The following is a 15,447-nucleotide window of genomic DNA, read 5'->3' on the forward strand; positions in this document are numbered from 1 at the left end:
ACGTAATGTCTGCGTTTTGCTGACCGGCGCCCGCGCGCTGATCGGCCCGAGCGACAGGACGCAGACCCAGCATGGCCAGCGAGGACGATACCGACCATCTCGACCTCGCCGACGGCGACGAACCCGCCGACGGCGAGCCGATTTCCTACCAGACCTTCGGCGAGCAGTTCATCCGCCATCTGGTGACCGTGCCGCGCCTGCGCGCGGAAGTGGAACAGATTCTCCAGGCCACCATGGAGGGCTCGGCCGAGGCCCTGCCCAACGAACTGCTGGTGGCCTCCTACCGGTTCGCGCCCCACGACATCGAGATCGAGCGGCGGGTCAGCGACGATGCGGAAGTGGCGTTCTCGCTGGTGCTGGGCGGCGTGCTCACGCTCAAGATCAAGGTGATGGGCATGACCGTCGGCCTGCCCATGGACGTGAGCATCCGCGTGGCGATCGACGTGCACACCTTCGCGCCGCTGACCATCAAGCTGGTGCCCCGGCCGCTCACGCATCGGAATGTCAAGGTGACTACCCGCATGCCGCGCGAACTGCGCGCGCTGCCCACCCGGCTGCTCGATCGCATCAATCCGCTGGCCATCGCGGTGCAGGAGAACATCGTGCGCCAGGCCAACGACCGACTGTCGCGGCCGGATCTGGCCGAGGCCGCAACGGTTGACGTCCTGGCGCTGGCGGAGGGGGCGCTGGGCGGGAAGGCCTGAGCCGGGGTCCGGCAGCACATCCGGGCCCCTCTCCCACGGGGAGAGGGGATGGCTCCCCTACCAGCCGGTGCTCAGGCCGCGGCACCCTCCAGCGCCGGGGCAAGTTGATCCCACACGCCACGATCACGGGCGGCGGCCTGGAAAGCGGCTTGATCGTCGGCGCTCTGGCGGCGGTACACCTCGCCGGCCTGGCCGAGATCATCGGCTTCCACGGACGACAGGGCCACGGCCACCGCCGCCCAGCCGCCGGTATCCCGGGCGGCATCCAGGATCGATTCCAGCAGGTCGCCGTCGTTGGCGAGGCTGACCTGCGCCGCCGAGCGCTGGCCGCCGGTTTCCATGCGCTCGACGAAATCCAGTAGCAGTCCCAGCCGGCCGGTGCGCGCGGCGGTGGCGATCAGGCTTTCCAGCACGTGCTTGTTGGCGGCAATGGGCAGCCGGGCGATCATGTTGCGCTCGGCATCGTCAGTGTATTCGAACAGGTCGATGGCCACGTCCCACTGATCGGCATTGTGGGCGGCCCACATCGCGGCCTCGGCCACCTCCGGGCCCTGGGCCAGCGCCGCGTGGGCGACCACCCGCTGCCATTCCCGCCGCATCGGGCGGGCCAGCGGCAGGGCAGCCTCCAGCAGGCCCTCGCGATAGGCGGTATTGACCAGATCGCCCAGCACGGTTTCGTCGCGCACGGCGGGCAGGTTGACGATCTTGCGGTGGTATTTCGGGTTCATGCGGGCCATGCCGCGCAGCACCGGCCCCCAGAGATTCTGCGCGTGGGCCACGCCGACCAGCCCGTTGAGGGTGGCCTCGTCCTGCTCGGCCATGATGTTGGCCAGCCGGCCGCGCAGGTCGTCGTCGACGTTGTCGATCACCGACAGCGCCTCGGGCCAGAGGTTCTGTTCCGTCCCGGCACGCATGATGCGGGCCACGCGGTCGTTGTCGATCATCCGCAGAATGCGCGACAGCTGGCTCTTTTCCTCCATGTAGAAGGCGATGTGCAGCAGCACGGCATCATCATCCACCGCCGCCACCACCGCGCGGATGGCCGGGGCGGACAGGGCATCGGCGAAGCGGCCGAGGGTGATGTAGTCCTTGCGCTCGACCAGGATCAGCGCGGCGTCGCGGATCAGTTCGGCCGGCAGGCGCTGGATGATGGGCCGCACCTTGTCCGGGTCGACATGCATGGCAGTGTCGGCGAGAAAGCCCGGCGGCAGCCGCTTGGCGATCTTGAACGCCCGGATGGCGTTCATCTCCCCCACCAGGCGGCCGGACAGCAGCGGCCCGAAGGCGGACTGCGCCAGTCGCGCCAGCATTCCCTGGGGCAGCAGGCGGGTCAGACGCTCCAGCCGGCGGAAACGCTCGCGGCGATCCTCGAACGCCGTTTCGAGGATGCGCCGGCGCAGGCGGCGAATGTTGGCCGCGCCGCTGCCACGCAGGCCGGTCAGCCGTTCCTCCGGCAGATACAGCAGTGCTGCCAGCTTGGCCAGTTCGGCACGGGTTTCCAGATCGGGCAGGGCTTGGTCGGTCATTGCAGACCCCTCAGGCAAGCACGCGGCGGGCGAGGCTGCCGAGCATGCCCGGCAAGGCCGATACGCCCTCGGTGATGGCGGTAGTCAGGGCATCGTGGCGGGCATCCAGCTCGCGGCCGGCAGCGTCACTGACGATCGCCAGCGTGTCGTCGTCCACGAATTCCAGAAATGCCAGTTCGTCGGCACCGGCCCCCAGCCGCTGTTGCAGTGCCTGCATCGCGTTCTGACTCATGCGTTCCCCTCCCGAAACCGCGCCTGTTGCACCCGATACCCGAGGATCAGACCTGATCGCCACCGCTGTCCGCGCCGGCATCCTCCCGGGGCGATTTGGCTTACAGAATTCTCTGACATACTGTTACAGTCATTACTGACTTTTACAACACTAAACCGGCGCGATCGGCGACATCGTGACCAGGTGCAGGGAGGAGCGGCCCCGGACCGCTCGACGACGGGAGCGAGAACCATCATGGAAGGCTTTGCCGATTTCCTGGCCAACCCCCTGGTCTATCTGTCGATGCCGGTGATCAGCGCGATCGTGGGATACGGCACCAACGTGGTGGCCATCTACATGATGTTCCACCCGATCGAGTTCATCGGCGTCTACAAGCCGATTCTCGGATGGCAGGGCATCATCCCGCGGCGGGCGGCCAAGATGGCAGGCATTTCGGTGGACACCATCACCGAGAAGCTGATCGATCAGAAGGAAATCTTCTCGCGGCTGGACCCGGAGCGCATCGCCGAGGAGCTGGAGGGCCCGCTCAACAACATGGTGGAGGACATCACCAACCAGGTGATGCTGGAGCACCAGCCCACGCTGTGGGAATCGCTGCCGAACGTGGTCAAGAACCAGATCTACAAACGCATCAACCGCGAGATGCCGGAGATCGTGGCCGAGATCATGTCCGAGCTGAAGGCCAACATCGAGCAGATGTACGACCTCAAGGACATGGTCATCACCAACCTGACCCGGGACAAGGCGCTGCTCAACACCATCTTCCAGGAAGTGGGCTACGCCGAGTTCAAGTTCATCGCCCGCTCGGGCATCTACTTCGGCGGCTTGTTCGGTGTGGTACAGATGATCGTCTGGCTGTTCTTCCAGGAATGGTGGCTGCTACCCGCCTTCGGGCTCGCGGTCGGCTACGCCACCAACTGGCTGGCCCTGCAGATGATCTTCAATCCCAAGGAGGTATTCCGCATCGGCCCGTTCAACATCCAGGGCCTTTTCATGAAGCGCCAGGAAGAGGTGGCCAAGGACTACGGGCGGCTGGTATCGCAGGAACTGATCACCCCCGCGAACATCATCGAGGCCGTCCTCAAGGGACCGTATTCGGACAAGGTGTTCGCCATGATCGGGCGGCACGTGCAAAAGGCCATCGATGAACAGACGTCGATTGCCAAGCCGTTCGTCACCTTCACCGTGGGCACCCAGAACTACATCCGCATGAAGAACAGCGCGGTGGAGAAGATCATCGGCAACATGCCGGATGCCCTGAAGCATGTGGAATCCTATGCCGACGATGCGCTGGATCTGCAGAACACCCTGATGACCCGACTGCAGGCACTGTCGCCGGAGGAATTCGAGGGCATGCTGCGCCCGGCCTTCGAGCAGGACGAGTGGATCCTGATCGCGGTGGGGGCGGCGCTGGGGTTCATGGTGGGCGTATTCCAGCTGATCGTGCTGTTCGGCGACGAGATGGGCATTACCGGCGGCGGCGAGGCCGCCGGCCAGGCTGCGGTGATGCTGCTGCAGAGCACCGGGCTGACCTGACGCCGCACCCGTGAACGGGGCGCTGGTATTCATCGCCGCCGGGGCCGGACTGGCCGCACTGGGGGTGGTGCTGTTCTTCGCCCCGGTGCTGATCGCCCGCCGCCGGCACGGTCCCGGTATCGATTCAGAAAGGCTGGCGGCCACGGTCGGCGCCTTCCCCCGCCTGACTACAGCGGAGCAGCGGCGACTGGCCACCCAGGTACGCGGCTTCCTGCGACACAAGCGCTTCACCGCCAGCGGCCAGGCCGTGCCCGACATCATCCGCCTGGCGGTGGCCGGCAACGCCTGCCTGCTGCGGCTGGGCAAGGACGCGGACTGCTTTCCGGACGTGCGCGAGATAGCGCTGGAAGGCGGGGACGATCCGCCCAGCCGGGTGGGGCTGGCCTGGACAGCGGTGGAGGACGCCATGAGTCGCAGCCCGGCCAACCCGGTGATCCGGGCCTTCGCCGCGCGGCTGGCGGATCAGCGCACCGCGCATCCGCGCAACCGTTGTGCCGCCGAGTATCCGGAAAAATGGTGGCGCCAGTTCAACGCCCTGGCCACCGACCGCGCAGCCCGCGAAGCCCTGCCGGCACTGGCCGGGGCGGAGACGCCGGATGCACTGTTTCTGGATACGTCCGAGATGTTCTTCCAGTCACCCGACGTGCTGGCGAATGCCCACAATCCCCTGTACCGGCTGATGACGGAGTTCTACGGCGTCACCCTGAACCGGACTGGCTAGAGCGACATCTCGCCCTGTTCGACGGCCCGGCGGGTGTCGGCGGTCAGCGGCTCGTAGGCATCACCGCCTGGCGGCAGCCAGTAGACCGTCTCGTCACCAGGCGGTGCAAAACCCTCCTTCTTGAGATCCACCTTGCGATGCTTGAACGTGCCGGTGACTTCCTGCTCCCCCTTGAGCCGGATGAACACCGGCACCGCGTAGGCCGGCAGTTCCGCCTGCAGATGCGCGGCCAGGCCGGCCCAGTCGAGATCATCGCCTTCGGGCGTGATCGCGGCCATGCCGGCGCGGCCGTCGGTGTGCGGCACCTCGACCCCGTAGACCACGCTCTCGGCAACCTGGGGGTGGCTGTTGAGGGCCTTTTCCACTTCCGTGGTGGCCACGTTCTCGCCCTTCCAGCGGAAGGTATCGCCCAGGCGGTCGACGAAGGCAATGTGGCGCATGCCCTGATCGCGCACCAGATCGCCGGTATTGAACCAGCAGTCACCCTTCTTGAACGCGTCGCGGAACAGTTTCTTCTCGCTGGCCTCGGCGTCGGTGTAACCCTCGAACGGAGCCATGCTGGTGATCTTGGTCAGCAGCAGCCCCACCTCGCCGGTGGCCACTTCCTGCAGGCGGCCGTGGTCGTCCTTGGTGGGTGCCTCGGTGACCGGGTCGAACGCCACTACTGCGAATGACAGCGGGCAGAAACCGGCGGTGCGGTCCATGTTGAAACCGTTAACGAACACCAGGTTGCCTTCGCTGGCGCCGTAGAACTCGCACACCCGCTCGATGCCGAAGCGCTGCTTGAAGTCGTCCCAGATGTCCGGGCGCAGACCGTTGCCGATGATCACCCGCACCAGGTGATCGCGGTCGCCGGGGCCGGCCGGCGCCCGCAGCAGATAGCGGCACAGTTCACCGATATAGCAGAAGGCGGTGGCTTCGTAACGGTGCACCTCGTCCCAGAAGGCCGAGACGCTGAACTTGCGGCCCAGCGCCATGGTGGCCCCGGCACAGAGCACCGCGCCCCAGGACACGGTCAGGGCGTTGTTGTGGTAAAGCGGCAGACAGCAGTAGAGCGCGTCGTCGGCGCACAACCCCATGCCGGCCAGGCCCAGCCCGGCCCCGCCGCGCAGCCAGCGGGTATGGCTCATCACCGAGGCCTTGGGCATGCCGGTGGTGCCCGAGGTGAAGATGAAGAATGCTGCCTGCGACTTGTCCACCCGCCGGGTATCCGGGGGGTTGGCGGTGGACTGCGAGCGCGCCTCCGCGGTCAGATCCCGGTAGGCGGCGGAATCCGGCGGCCGGCTGTCGTCGCCCACATGCCAGACGCGATCGCCCTGATCGAACCCGAGCCCGCTTCGCACCTCGTCGAAGGCCTCGTGCAGATCATCGCCGACCAGCACCGCCGCGGGTTCCACCAGGCCCAGGCTGTGGGCCAGCACCTCGCCCCGCTGCTTGGTATTGCACATGGCAGCGGCGGCACCCAGCTTGACGATGGCGGTTACCGCCATGAGCGTGTGCGACCGGTTGCCCACCAGCACCGCCACCCGGTCGCCGGAACGAATCCCGGATTTCTTGAGCACATGCGCGTAGCGGTTGGCCACCGCATTGAACTCGGCGTAGGTGTAGGCCTCGTCCTCGAATCGCAGGGCGGTGCGGTGCGGATGGCGGCGGGCGTGATGCTCCACCAGCCGGCCGATGGACAGATGCTTGAACAGGCGCGAGGCACCGATCAGCCCCACACCGCGTGCCAGACTGGGGGTGCGCACGACATCGCGAAGGCCGGCCCGGGCCAGCTCCCCGAAGGTGATGCGATCAGCGTTTTTCTGCGTCATGGCCTGATTCATGTCGTTGCTGCGTTTCGGCTGGCCGCTGGCCGCCAAGCTCGTCGAGTACCCGTTGCTGGATGCGTTTCGCCACTTCCTCGGCCACCACTTCATTGACCCGGCTCTGCAGCCGCCGCCGCATCTGCCACCAGGACAGCATGAAGCCCAACACGAAGGTGAGCACGCCCAGCGCCACCCAGAGCCAGGGGCCGTCGGTCATGACCCGGGCCCGGCGAATGCCCAGAGGGCCTGTCCGAACCGGGACAGCGACACCGTATGGCGCTGTATTCGCGGCCACAGGCGCAGGGTGTTCTTGATGTAGACACTGGCGTCGCGCACGCCGGTGTCGGCGGCCAGCATTTCGTAGGCGGTCTTGAGGCCGGCATCCTCCGGACCCACATGCAGCACCCCGAGCGAGCGCATCTGCCCGACCAAACGGGGCACGTCGTCGCGCAGGGTCACGCCGGCCTCGCGCCCCAGACTGGTGGCATTCTCCAGCACCCATTCCCGGATCGACCCGGCCGGCAGTCCGGCCCCCACGTGCAACAGCGGCAGCTGCCGGCCATCGCCGAGCACCGCCAGCATCTTGGCCTGATCGGGGCACAACTGGCCCAGCACGCCGATGAATTCGCGCTCCCGGGCCTGGTCGATGGTGAGGCGGTCGGCATCGTTGAGCAAACCGGCCAGCATCGCCCGGGCATCGGTCGAATGACTGGGCCGCGGCCGGCGCGGCTCGCTGTCCGACAGCTCATCCAGCCGGTGCTTGAGTTCGTTGACGGCCCATTCCTCGGCGGCCTGCAGCCGCTTCACCGCGGTGCCGGCCATGGGCCATTCCTGCGCGCGCTCGGCGGCCCGGCGCAGCAGACGCACCGGCATCGGCGTGGGCAGGCTCAGGCTCTTGCCGGGTTTGTCTGCCATGACATCACTCTCCTGACGATCAGCCGAACGCGGCCGCGAACTCGCTACCGAACAGCACGATCAGCTGGAACCAGCCCACCGCGAACCCAAGCGCCGCGCCCACCGCAATCAGAATCCATTCATCCTCCTCGAAGGCCGGGCGCAGCATGCCCTCGAAGTCGGTCGAATTCAGCGCCTGCAGCCGGCTGACCAGGGTATCGCGGATCTGCATCGCGTCCTCGGCATAGTCAGTGACATGCTGCAGGGCCACGGGCATGCGGGCCAGCACCTCGCTGATGGCGGATTCCTTCATCAGCCGGTAGTTTCGCGTGCCAACGGTCCAGGCGACAAATGGCCGGGCCACGCTGGTGGAATCATCGATAGCCTCCTGCACGTGCCGGCCCACCAACGCGAACAGCTTGTCCGCGTATGGGCCCTTGAGAATGGCCTCGAGAATGTTGCCGGGGGTGAGTATTTCCTGGGACACCAGTTCGCCGTAGTCCCGCGCCACTTCCATCTGCCGCTTGTGGAACAGGCCCTGGACGGAGAAAGGGCCCACGCGCCACAGTTCCTTGGGGTTGAAGATCATCTTCAGCGCCACCCAGTTGGTGGCATAGCCCACCATCAGGCCAAACGCCGGCAGCAACCACCATTCCTGGTAGAACGCCCAGACCCCCATCTGGAGGCAACCGAACAGGAAGCCGAAATACAGTCCGGAGCGACCGATGAAGCGGAACTCGGCCCGCCCGGTTTCCTTGAAGATGCGATTGAGCAGCGGCTTGTCGCGCACCAGGCTCGACACCACCATGTCCTTGAGATCGAACATCTGGCGGATGTTGGTGCGGACCTCCCCCATCACCTCGGCGATCACCTCCGGGGCCTCGCCCTGGATGCGGCGGATGATCTGGCGCTTGATCGCGCTTGGCAGCGACTCCCACAACAGCGGCTGATGCCGGCGCATCACCGCCTCGGTAATCTCGTCGACCATGGCCAGCGTGGGCTGCTCCAGTTCGTCGGCGATGCGCTGGGGATCCAGCCGCGAGAAGATTTCCTCCTCGTCGAGCAGCTTGGAGGTAATGGTGTCCACCGCGATGCCCGCCATCTTCGCGCACTTGCGCGGCACGATACCCTGCCAGCCCAGGATCGGCTCCTTGATGCCGATGAACTCCAGGGGGTGGAACATCATGCGGATGGCGATCACGTTGGTGACATAGCCCACAACCGCGCTGATCACGGGCATGGAGATGTACTTCCATGTTTCCAGCCCCAGGCCGAGAAACCCGGCTTCCTCCATCTGCCCTCCCCCGAATCGGCTGAGTCCAGCTAGCTATCGTCGTTATCGAGTGCCGACGTCTCGCAGGCCCGCCACAACGCCTGCCCCAGTTCCGAAAGCACCAGCGTGCCGCGCTGCAGGCGCGGCCGCATCCTGAGTTCATTGTCCACCATTGCCACCGCTTCCCGCACCCGGGCATCGGTTTCGAGAATTTCATACTTGGTCTGCAGGGCCTCGCTGGGGCCGCCAATGCGCACCAGTCCGAGCATGCGCAGGTGAGCAAGATAGTTGGGCACCTGGTCGTTCAGCATCACCCCGGCGTCCTTGCCCACGGTGGAGGCGTTCTCCAGCACCCACCGCGACACCGGCCCCACCCGCATCCCGGCGCCGACGTGGCACACGGCCACCGGCTCGCCATCCGACAGCGCCGCGATGATGCGTGCCTCGTCGGGCACCAGCCGGGCCACGATGCGATCGAACAGGTATAGCCGGGCGTCTTCCGGGCGCTGCTGCAGGGATACTGCCAGCAGCGCCTGAAAACGGGTGATGGCGTCGGCCGCGGGCGGCAGATCCGGCGCCTCGTACGGTTCCCCGGACGTAGCGGGCGCATCACGGTACGCGTCCAGCCGTTGGGCCAGCTCGCCCAGCAGCCAGGCTTCGGTCTCGCGCGCCCCGCGGGCGGCCAGGTCGCTGCCCGGCAGGTTGCCGGCCGCCCGGACCGCGCCACCCAGCAGGCGGAATGGCAGCGGGGCCCGTCGCAGGGGCATACGGCGATTGCTCATCGGGGACTCCTGTCGCACGGCTTCGGATGTTGTTGCGGCCCGTTTCGCGCCATGCTGCAGCTTGGTTGGCAGGCCGTCACAGTTAAGTTACATTCGTTGATGTAAACGAGTAAAGCGGCTTTCCTCTTTCTCGCGGGGTGTCATGGTCGATCAATCGCCACCGCCGCAGCCCGACCCGGCTGACGGCGTCAAGCCGACCTCGCTGCGGCAGTCCGCCGCGGAACTGGGCCGTCTATTCGCGCGGCAGCTGTTCGATCTGCAGATGCGCGAATTGCTGACCACGCGGATGCTGCCCATCATCTACGGGCTGGCAATCGGGTTTGCCGCATTGCTGACAGTGTATTGGATTGTCTGGGGCTTCGGGCAGTCCTGGGGCATGGGGATTGCCTGGCTGCTGGTGATCGGACCGGCCCTGTTCGTGGCGGTAGTCACCGCGATCCGGGTGTTCCTGGAGTTCGTGATGACGGTGTTCCGCATCGCCCTGTTCCTGGAGTCCCTGGGCGGGCAGATCGAGAGCATTGCCGGCCAGACCGAGGAGATTGCGGAAGACCTGCCGCGCATCCAGTTCTGGCGCAGCCGCAAGCGCGAATAATACAAGAGGCCATCGGCCGACGAGCCGGGTCGAAGCGAGAGGAGACACCGCATGCCGATGCGGCAGGGGGGATTGCTGATTGCGCTGGCGGCACTGGCCACGGCGCTGCCGGCACAGGCCGTTCGCTGGGACTTCGACGCCCTGGGCGGCATCGACATCGACTGGCAGAACAAGTTGTCCACCGGCATCCAGCTGCGCACCCAGAGCCCCGATCGGGATCTGATCGGCAAGGCGTCGCTACCCGAGAATCGGGATCTGTGCGCCGCCGACGACTGCATCAGCGTGGACCCGGACGACACCGAACCCAATGAACGCTTCCTGGCCGCACCCGGCGCAACGGCCATGTTCACCGACGACGGCAACCTCAATTACGACAAATACGATGTCACCGCCACCACCACCAAATGGCTGTCGATGGCGACGCTGCGTTTCGGCGACCGCGGCTGGTTCGACAACGTCGGGATGGAGATCGGCTGGCTGGCGCTGATCGATCCCATCAACATCGACTTCCAGGAAACCCGGCCCAATCAGATCGTGGAACCCGGCCCGCAGCCGGGCGTGCAGGTCACCGAGGAACGCAACGAGCAGACCGAACGCGAGCTCGGCCGCCTGTTCGACCTGCGCGAACTCAACGTCTTCTTCCGGATGCCATTCATCGGCGGCCGGGAGCTGGACGTCAAGATCGGGCGCCAGCTGCTGCCCTGGGGCGAAGGCACCATCGCCCTGCGCGGCTCGCTGAACTTCATCAACCCGCCGGCCTACACCAACCTGCTGCGCCCCGGCTTCGAGCTGACCGAGCTCTACCGGCCGGTGGGGCTGGTATCGGTGGGCACCCAGCTGACCCCGTCAATTGCCGCCGAGGCCTTCTACCAGTTCGAATGGCGGCCCTATCTGCTGCCGCCCAAGGGGGGGCTAGTGTCCTTCTTCGACGCCAACAATGAAGTCGCATCCGACGACGCCATCCCGCTGCCCTTCGGCAAGACCCCCGACGACCCGAACCAGCTGGGCACCCCGGCCAACGACACCGCGGCGCTGGTCACCGACACCAGCTTCGCCGGGGCTCGATCAGGCAACCGCAACCCGGAGCACGGCGGCCAGTACGGGTTCCGGGTGAACCGGTTCACCGACGCCATCGGCGACAGCGGCCTGGACATCGGCTTCTACGCCGCCAACTACCACAGCCGCATCCCGCTGGTGGGCGCCACCGCCACCGATGCTAGCTGCGCCCGCCGCGAGGGCAATCCACTGGGACTCGACGCCACCAACGTGGCCGACTTCTTCGCCGCCTGCGGCTTGAACCCCACCGGACCCAGCACCGGCGGCCTGCTCACCGAGCGCAACGCCCTGCCGCTGGACACCGCCACCTATTTCCTCGAATACCCGGAAGACATCCACATCTTCGGGCTGACCTACAACACGCTGATTGGCGGCTGGGCGATGCAGGGGGAACTCGCCTTCCGCCCCAATCTGCCGGTGCAGGTGGATATCGAGGACGTGTTGTTCGCCGCCTTCCAGCCGGCGTTTCCCCGTGATGACGTGCCGCTGATCCCCAACGCGGTGGATTCGCTCGACCCCGGCAACGCCTGCAACAATCTGGATGCACTGGGGATTCTGGGTCCGGTGTGCGACACCATCGCCGGCACCCAGCAAAGCCTGACCGAGGCGCTGGGTTTTCCCACCCTGGACGGGCTGGGCGGGGCCACCCTGGCAGGCTCGCAGCGGGCCCTGCCGGATTTCGTCACCGCCTACCGGGGCGGCACGCCCGGCGAAATCCGGCCGGGCCAGTCCATCCACGGCTACGAGCGGCTCAAGAACCTGACCACCAGTTTCAACTTCACCCGGCTGCGCGGCGGCGCTAGCGCCCCACTGGGTGCGGACCAGTTCATTCTGCTGTTCGACGTGGCCACCTCCTGGCTGCCGGATCTGCCTGACCAGCGTGAGCTGCAGTTCGAGGCCCAGGGCACGCTCACCCATGCCTCGCCCGGGATCGCCGAAACCGGCGATGCGCTCAAGATCAACCCGGCCCAGACCACCGGGGGGTTCGTGACCGAATTCGCCTGGGGTTACCGGGTGGCCTCGCTGCTGAGCTATCAGAACGTGCCCTGGTCGGGCGCCTCGCTGGTGCCCACCATCGCCCTGTTCCACGATGTCGACGGGGTCTCGCCCGGGCTGGCGGCCAACTTCATCGAGGGGCGCAAGATCCTGTTCCTGGACCTGGAACTCAACGCCGGACGCTGGTCCGCCAACGTCACCCAGACCATCTTCGCGGGCGGCGGCAACAACAACATCCTCACCGACCGCGACAACCTCACCCTGTCCGTTGGTTATGAATTCTGAAGAGGGCAAGCCACATGCGCGCTGATGCTTCGTCACCCCGCCGTCAACGGGGCGCAATCGGTTTCTGGCTGTTCCTGCTGGTGGTGCTGGCCGGCGCCGCCGTCGGCGGGGCCCTGATCGGCTACTGGGTATTCAAGAACGTGGATGCCCGGCTCCTGCTGACCAACCAGCCGGCGATGGTGACCATACCGGAGCCGCTCAACGCCACCGCCGATGTGCTCAACAACCTGGACATCACGCTGGACGACGTCATCTCTACCAGCGTGCCCATCGACCAGACCGTGTCCATTCCGGTGGACGAAACGCTCAACCTGCTGGCCAAGTTCGACGCCGAAGTGCCGATCCAGATGAACGTGCCGGTCAACGAGACCATCACCATCGACCAGACGCTAAGCGTGGACGCGGTGATCACCGCCGAGGTACTGGGCGACACCCTGGAACTGCCGATTCGCGGCGACATCCCGATCAAGGCGGACGTGCCCATCAATCTGAACATCCCGGTGGACAAGAACGTGCAGCTCAAATTCACCGCGCCGGTGGCCGCCAAGCTCAAGCAGAATCTGGAAGTCCCGCTGAAAACGACCATCGACGCCGACATCCCCATCCAGGCCGATCTCAGCGTGCCGGTGAAATCCCAGCTCAAGGCCCGGGTGTTCATGCCCGAGGACCCCACCGAAGTGATCATCGACTACGCCGACCTGAAGCTGCCGCTGCGTACCCTCGACGTCGGGCTGAAGGATGAAGATGATGGCACCGCGGACGCCGAGGGCACGCCGTGATGCGGCTGCCGCTGCAGCAACGCGGCGGCATCCTGCCCTGGCTGCTGGGCGGCGGTCTGGTGGTGGGTGCGGTGGTGGTGGGCGGTGCGGCCGGCTTCTGGCTGCTGCTCAACCTGCGGCTGGGGCTGACCATTTCGGAGCAGCCGCTGGCGCTGGGTCTGCCGGACGAACTGGAAGTGGAGACCGAGGTGACCAACGTGCTGGATATCGGCATGAAGGGCCTGATCAACGCCCAGGTGCCGTTCGACCGCGAGGTGGTCGTGCCCATGCGCGGCGAGTACGACCTGGATGTGTCGCTCGACGCCGACGTGCCGCTGGATTTCGACATCACCTACAACGGACTGCTGCCGGTGGACACCTACGCGGACATCACCGCCCGCACCGATCTGGATTTCCGCACCATCAAGCAGTACCGCAATATCGAGATCAAGGCGCGCCTGCCGCTCAAGCTCAACATCCCGGTCGACCTCAAGGTGCCGGTGCGGGAGACCATCCGCTTCAGGTACGACGGCCCGCTCACCGTGGTAGCCAACCAGAACCTCAACACCCGGCTCGAGACGGTGCTGTCCACCACGCTGGCGGTCGACCAGGTAGTTTCCACGCCGGTCACGCGCAGCTTCGGGCTGAAGCTGCAACTGCCCGATGATCAGGTCAAAGCCATCATCAACCACTCGGACCTGAAACTGGACCCCAGTACCCTGCGGCTGGAAATCGCCGACGACAACGACGGCCCCGAGCGCATGGACTCGCCGTTCGGGCCGGCGGCGGACTGAACGCGATCGACCGGCTGTGACTTTCCCACCGGTCGTTCATCCGGGCCGCTGGCCTTTAAGCTTATGGCGGGCTAAACCCACATGAAGCGCGGCATGCTCACTCCTGCCCGGTTGCCGTGTCCGCCTTCGCCAAACGCGCGTTGACGCGTTCGAGGTCGTCCCTGACCAGAATGCCGGCAGCCTGGCGCAGGCGCAGCTGCGCGCTGAAGAAGTCGTACCAGGCCTGCTGGCGGTCGGCGCGCCGCCGTACCAGCTCGATCTCGGCCTCGAGCACATCGAGGATATTGCGGGTGCCGGTCTGGCGGCCGGCGCGCGCCGCCTCCACCGCGGTCTCGCCGGAGGCGATGGCGGCATCCAGGGCCTCGATGCGGGCCGCGGCAGCGGTTACGTCGTCGTAGGCAGTGCGTACGTCCACGGTCACCTGACGGCGGGCGGCGATCAGGTCCTGGCGGGCCTGTTCCAGTTGATAGCGGGCCTCGTCCACCGCCGCGCTGGTCGCGCCCCCGGAAAAGATCGGCAGGCTCAGTTCGATGCCGACCGAGCGGGTTTCGGTGATCGAGTCGAACTCGCCGCTGGTGCCGCCGACCGGGAAGTTGACCACCTGCTCGCTCTCGCCGATCCGCCCCACCAGCGACACCGTGGGCAGGTGCCCACCCTGCTGGCTGTCCATGTCCTCACGGGCCCCCGCATAGGCGCGCCGTGCGGCCGCCACGGCCGGACTCCGGGACTGCGCCCGCGCCAGCCAGGTCTCGACATCGGCCTCCGTCACGGATGCCGGTCCGGTATCCGCCAGCGGCGCCAGACCCGCCGGTGCCTGTCCGGTAAGCTGGCGCAGGGCGTCGCGCGCCCGGTTCAGGCTGTTGCGGGCGGTGATGGCCTCGACCCGGGCGCCGTCCAGTTCCGACTGCGCCTCCTGACGCTCGGTCACCGGCGACAGCCCGGACTCGTACGCGGCATCGGCACGGTCGAGCTGTCGCGCAATCACTTCCTGCTGTCGCTGCGCGGCCTCCAGGTCGTCGCGCGCCGCGAGCACGTCGAAGTAGGCCCGGGCGGTGCGCACCATGAGCGACTGCTCGGCCGCGGCGAGATCGCGCTCGGCGGCCTCGCCGCGCGCCGCCGCGGCATCCTTGGCCTGCCATGCCGTCCAGTCGAACAGCGGCTGGCTAAAGGACAGCGTCAGCGACTGCTGTTCCTGGAAATCGTCGTTGCCACCCCCGCCGCCGAACCCGGCGTCGGCACCATCGGTGCCCTCGAAGCGCTGCTCCTGGCTGACTTGCGAGTAGCTGGCGCTGCCGGAAATGTTCGGCAGCAGCTGTCCGCGCGCCTGGCGATAGCGGGCATCGGCGGCACCGGCTTCGGCGCGCGCGGACTGCAATTCGGTGTCGGCTGTCCGGGCCCGGTCGTAGACTTGCAGCAGGTCGTCGGCGGCCGCGGCGGTGCCGGCTGACGGCAGCAGCACCACGGCAGCGATAACGGCGATTGCGCGCATG

Annotated in this window: 15 protein-coding genes; 7 read left to right on the top strand and 8 right to left on the bottom strand. The window is 66.7% G+C overall.

Annotation, left to right across the window (positions count from 1 at the left end; genetic code table 11):
- Window positions 1-71: 71 nt before the first annotated feature.
- Entirely contained in the window at window positions 72-704 is a 633-nt protein-coding gene (locus RM532_RS05990) for a hypothetical protein (RefSeq protein ID WP_311652284.1), read from the top strand.
- Between the two features lie 71 nt (window positions 705-775).
- On the opposite strand, the gene RM532_RS05995 is transcribed toward RM532_RS05990, so the two are convergent.
- Both RM532_RS05995 and RM532_RS06000 read right to left on the bottom strand, forming a co-directional pair.
- Complete coding sequence (locus RM532_RS05995; protein WP_311652285.1) at window positions 776-2,230, bottom strand: hypothetical protein; 1,455 nt, start codon at window positions 2,228-2,230, stop codon at window positions 776-778.
- 10 nt (window positions 2,231-2,240) lie between these two features.
- Window positions 2,241-2,462, bottom strand: coding sequence for a hypothetical protein (locus tag RM532_RS06000; protein ID WP_311652286.1), 222 nt, complete (start codon window positions 2,460-2,462; stop codon window positions 2,241-2,243).
- Window positions 2,463-2,696: 234 nt separating this feature from the next.
- Here RM532_RS06000 and RM532_RS06005 point away from each other — a divergent pair, with 234 nt between their 5' ends.
- The gene (locus tag RM532_RS06005; protein WP_311652287.1) at window positions 2,697-3,998 is read left to right on the top strand and encodes a DUF445 family protein; all 1,302 of its coding nucleotides are present in this window, start codon (window positions 2,697-2,699) and stop codon (window positions 3,996-3,998) included.
- A gap of 10 nt (window positions 3,999-4,008) precedes the next feature.
- On the top strand, window positions 4,009-4,719 hold the full coding sequence (locus RM532_RS06010) for a zinc-dependent peptidase (RefSeq protein WP_311652288.1): 711 nt from the start codon (window positions 4,009-4,011) through the stop codon (window positions 4,717-4,719).
- On the opposite strand, the gene RM532_RS06015 is transcribed toward RM532_RS06010, so the two are convergent.
- From RM532_RS06015 to RM532_RS06035, 5 genes are read right to left on the bottom strand one after another with little or no spacing between them, the layout of a single operon-like run.
- Entirely contained in the window at window positions 4,716-6,533 is a 1,818-nt protein-coding gene (locus tag RM532_RS06015; RefSeq protein ID WP_311652290.1) for a long-chain-acyl-CoA synthetase, read from the bottom strand. The genes RM532_RS06010 and RM532_RS06015 overlap by 4 nt on opposite strands.
- The gene (locus RM532_RS06020) at window positions 6,514-6,744 is read right to left on the bottom strand and encodes a 6TM ABC transporter family protein (RefSeq protein WP_311652291.1); all 231 of its coding nucleotides are present in this window, start codon (window positions 6,742-6,744) and stop codon (window positions 6,514-6,516) included. The genes RM532_RS06015 and RM532_RS06020 overlap by 20 nt, the downstream gene beginning before the upstream one ends.
- Window positions 6,741-7,442 carry an Abi-alpha family protein gene (locus RM532_RS06025; protein ID WP_311652292.1) on the bottom strand — a complete coding sequence of 234 codons (702 nt, stop codon included), beginning with the start codon at window positions 7,440-7,442 and terminating at the stop codon, window positions 6,741-6,743. The genes RM532_RS06020 and RM532_RS06025 overlap by 4 nt, the downstream gene beginning before the upstream one ends.
- Window positions 7,443-7,461: 19 nt before the next feature.
- The gene (locus tag RM532_RS06030) at window positions 7,462-8,715 is read right to left on the bottom strand and encodes a DUF445 family protein (RefSeq protein WP_311652293.1); all 1,254 of its coding nucleotides are present in this window, start codon (window positions 8,713-8,715) and stop codon (window positions 7,462-7,464) included.
- A 29-nt stretch (window positions 8,716-8,744) separates the two neighbouring features.
- Window positions 8,745-9,476 (bottom strand): Abi-alpha family protein, encoded by a 732-nt coding sequence (locus tag RM532_RS06035; RefSeq protein ID WP_311652294.1) that lies wholly within the window; start codon window positions 9,474-9,476, stop codon window positions 8,745-8,747.
- Window positions 9,477-9,618: 142 nt separating this feature from the next.
- Between RM532_RS06035 and RM532_RS06040 the strand changes: the two genes are divergently transcribed.
- Genes RM532_RS06040 through RM532_RS06055 form a run of 4 tightly spaced genes read left to right on the top strand, consistent with a single transcriptional unit; the run spans window position 9,619 to window position 13,957 of the window.
- On the top strand, window positions 9,619-10,068 hold the full coding sequence (locus RM532_RS06040; protein WP_311652295.1) for a DUF4282 domain-containing protein: 450 nt from the start codon (window positions 9,619-9,621) through the stop codon (window positions 10,066-10,068).
- A 51-nt stretch (window positions 10,069-10,119) separates the two neighbouring features.
- Window positions 10,120-12,405: a DUF1302 domain-containing protein gene (locus RM532_RS06045; RefSeq protein ID WP_311652296.1), complete on the top strand. Its 2,286-nt coding sequence runs from the start codon at window positions 10,120-10,122 to the stop codon at window positions 12,403-12,405.
- Between the two features lie 14 nt (window positions 12,406-12,419).
- Window positions 12,420-13,184: a hypothetical protein gene (locus RM532_RS06050; RefSeq protein ID WP_311652297.1), complete on the top strand. Its 765-nt coding sequence runs from the start codon at window positions 12,420-12,422 to the stop codon at window positions 13,182-13,184.
- A complete protein-coding gene (locus tag RM532_RS06055) occupies window positions 13,184-13,957 on the top strand; it encodes a hypothetical protein (protein ID WP_311652298.1) in 774 nt (257 codons plus the stop codon). The genes RM532_RS06050 and RM532_RS06055 overlap by 1 nt, the downstream gene beginning before the upstream one ends.
- Before the next feature lie 97 nt (window positions 13,958-14,054).
- Here the strand turns inward: RM532_RS06055 and RM532_RS06060 are convergent, their stop codons facing one another.
- The gene (locus RM532_RS06060) at window positions 14,055-15,446 is read right to left on the bottom strand and encodes a TolC family outer membrane protein (RefSeq protein WP_311652299.1); all 1,392 of its coding nucleotides are present in this window, start codon (window positions 15,444-15,446) and stop codon (window positions 14,055-14,057) included.
- Between the last annotated feature and the right edge of the window lies 1 nt (window position 15,447).

Origin of the sequence: Spectribacter hydrogenoxidans, from assembly GCF_031846275.1 — a bacterium.
GTDB lineage: Bacteria > Pseudomonadota > Gammaproteobacteria > Nevskiales > Salinisphaeraceae > Spectribacter > Spectribacter hydrogenoxidans.

What these genes read in the sequence shown, in the direction of transcription:
- RM532_RS05990 (WP_311652284.1), top strand. Translation starts at nt 72, where the DNA reads ATGGCCAGCGAGGACGATACCGACCATCTCGACCTCGCCGACGGCGAC.
- RM532_RS05995 (WP_311652285.1), bottom strand. Translation starts at nt 2,230, where the DNA reads ATGACCGACCAAGCCCTGCCCGATCTGGAAACCCGTGCCGAACTGGCC.
- RM532_RS06000 (WP_311652286.1), bottom strand. Translation starts at nt 2,462, where the DNA reads ATGAGTCAGAACGCGATGCAGGCACTGCAACAGCGGCTGGGGGCCGGT.
- RM532_RS06005 (WP_311652287.1), top strand. Translation starts at nt 2,697, where the DNA reads ATGGAAGGCTTTGCCGATTTCCTGGCCAACCCCCTGGTCTATCTGTCG.
- RM532_RS06015 (WP_311652290.1), bottom strand. Translation starts at nt 6,533, where the DNA reads ATGACGCAGAAAAACGCTGATCGCATCACCTTCGGGGAGCTGGCCCGG.
- RM532_RS06020 (WP_311652291.1), bottom strand. Translation starts at nt 6,744, where the DNA reads ATGACCGACGGCCCCTGGCTCTGGGTGGCGCTGGGCGTGCTCACCTTC.
- RM532_RS06025 (WP_311652292.1), bottom strand. Translation starts at nt 7,442, where the DNA reads ATGGCAGACAAACCCGGCAAGAGCCTGAGCCTGCCCACGCCGATGCCG.
- RM532_RS06030 (WP_311652293.1), bottom strand. Translation starts at nt 8,715, where the DNA reads ATGGAGGAAGCCGGGTTTCTCGGCCTGGGGCTGGAAACATGGAAGTAC.
- RM532_RS06035 (WP_311652294.1), bottom strand. Translation starts at nt 9,476, where the DNA reads ATGAGCAATCGCCGTATGCCCCTGCGACGGGCCCCGCTGCCATTCCGC.
- RM532_RS06040 (WP_311652295.1), top strand. Translation starts at nt 9,619, where the DNA reads ATGGTCGATCAATCGCCACCGCCGCAGCCCGACCCGGCTGACGGCGTC.
- RM532_RS06045 (WP_311652296.1), top strand. Translation starts at nt 10,120, where the DNA reads ATGCCGATGCGGCAGGGGGGATTGCTGATTGCGCTGGCGGCACTGGCC.
- RM532_RS06050 (WP_311652297.1), top strand. Translation starts at nt 12,420, where the DNA reads ATGCGCGCTGATGCTTCGTCACCCCGCCGTCAACGGGGCGCAATCGGT.
- RM532_RS06055 (WP_311652298.1), top strand. Translation starts at nt 13,184, where the DNA reads ATGCGGCTGCCGCTGCAGCAACGCGGCGGCATCCTGCCCTGGCTGCTG.
- RM532_RS06060 (WP_311652299.1), bottom strand. Translation starts at nt 15,446, where the DNA reads ATGCGCGCAATCGCCGTTATCGCTGCCGTGGTGCTGCTGCCGTCAGCC.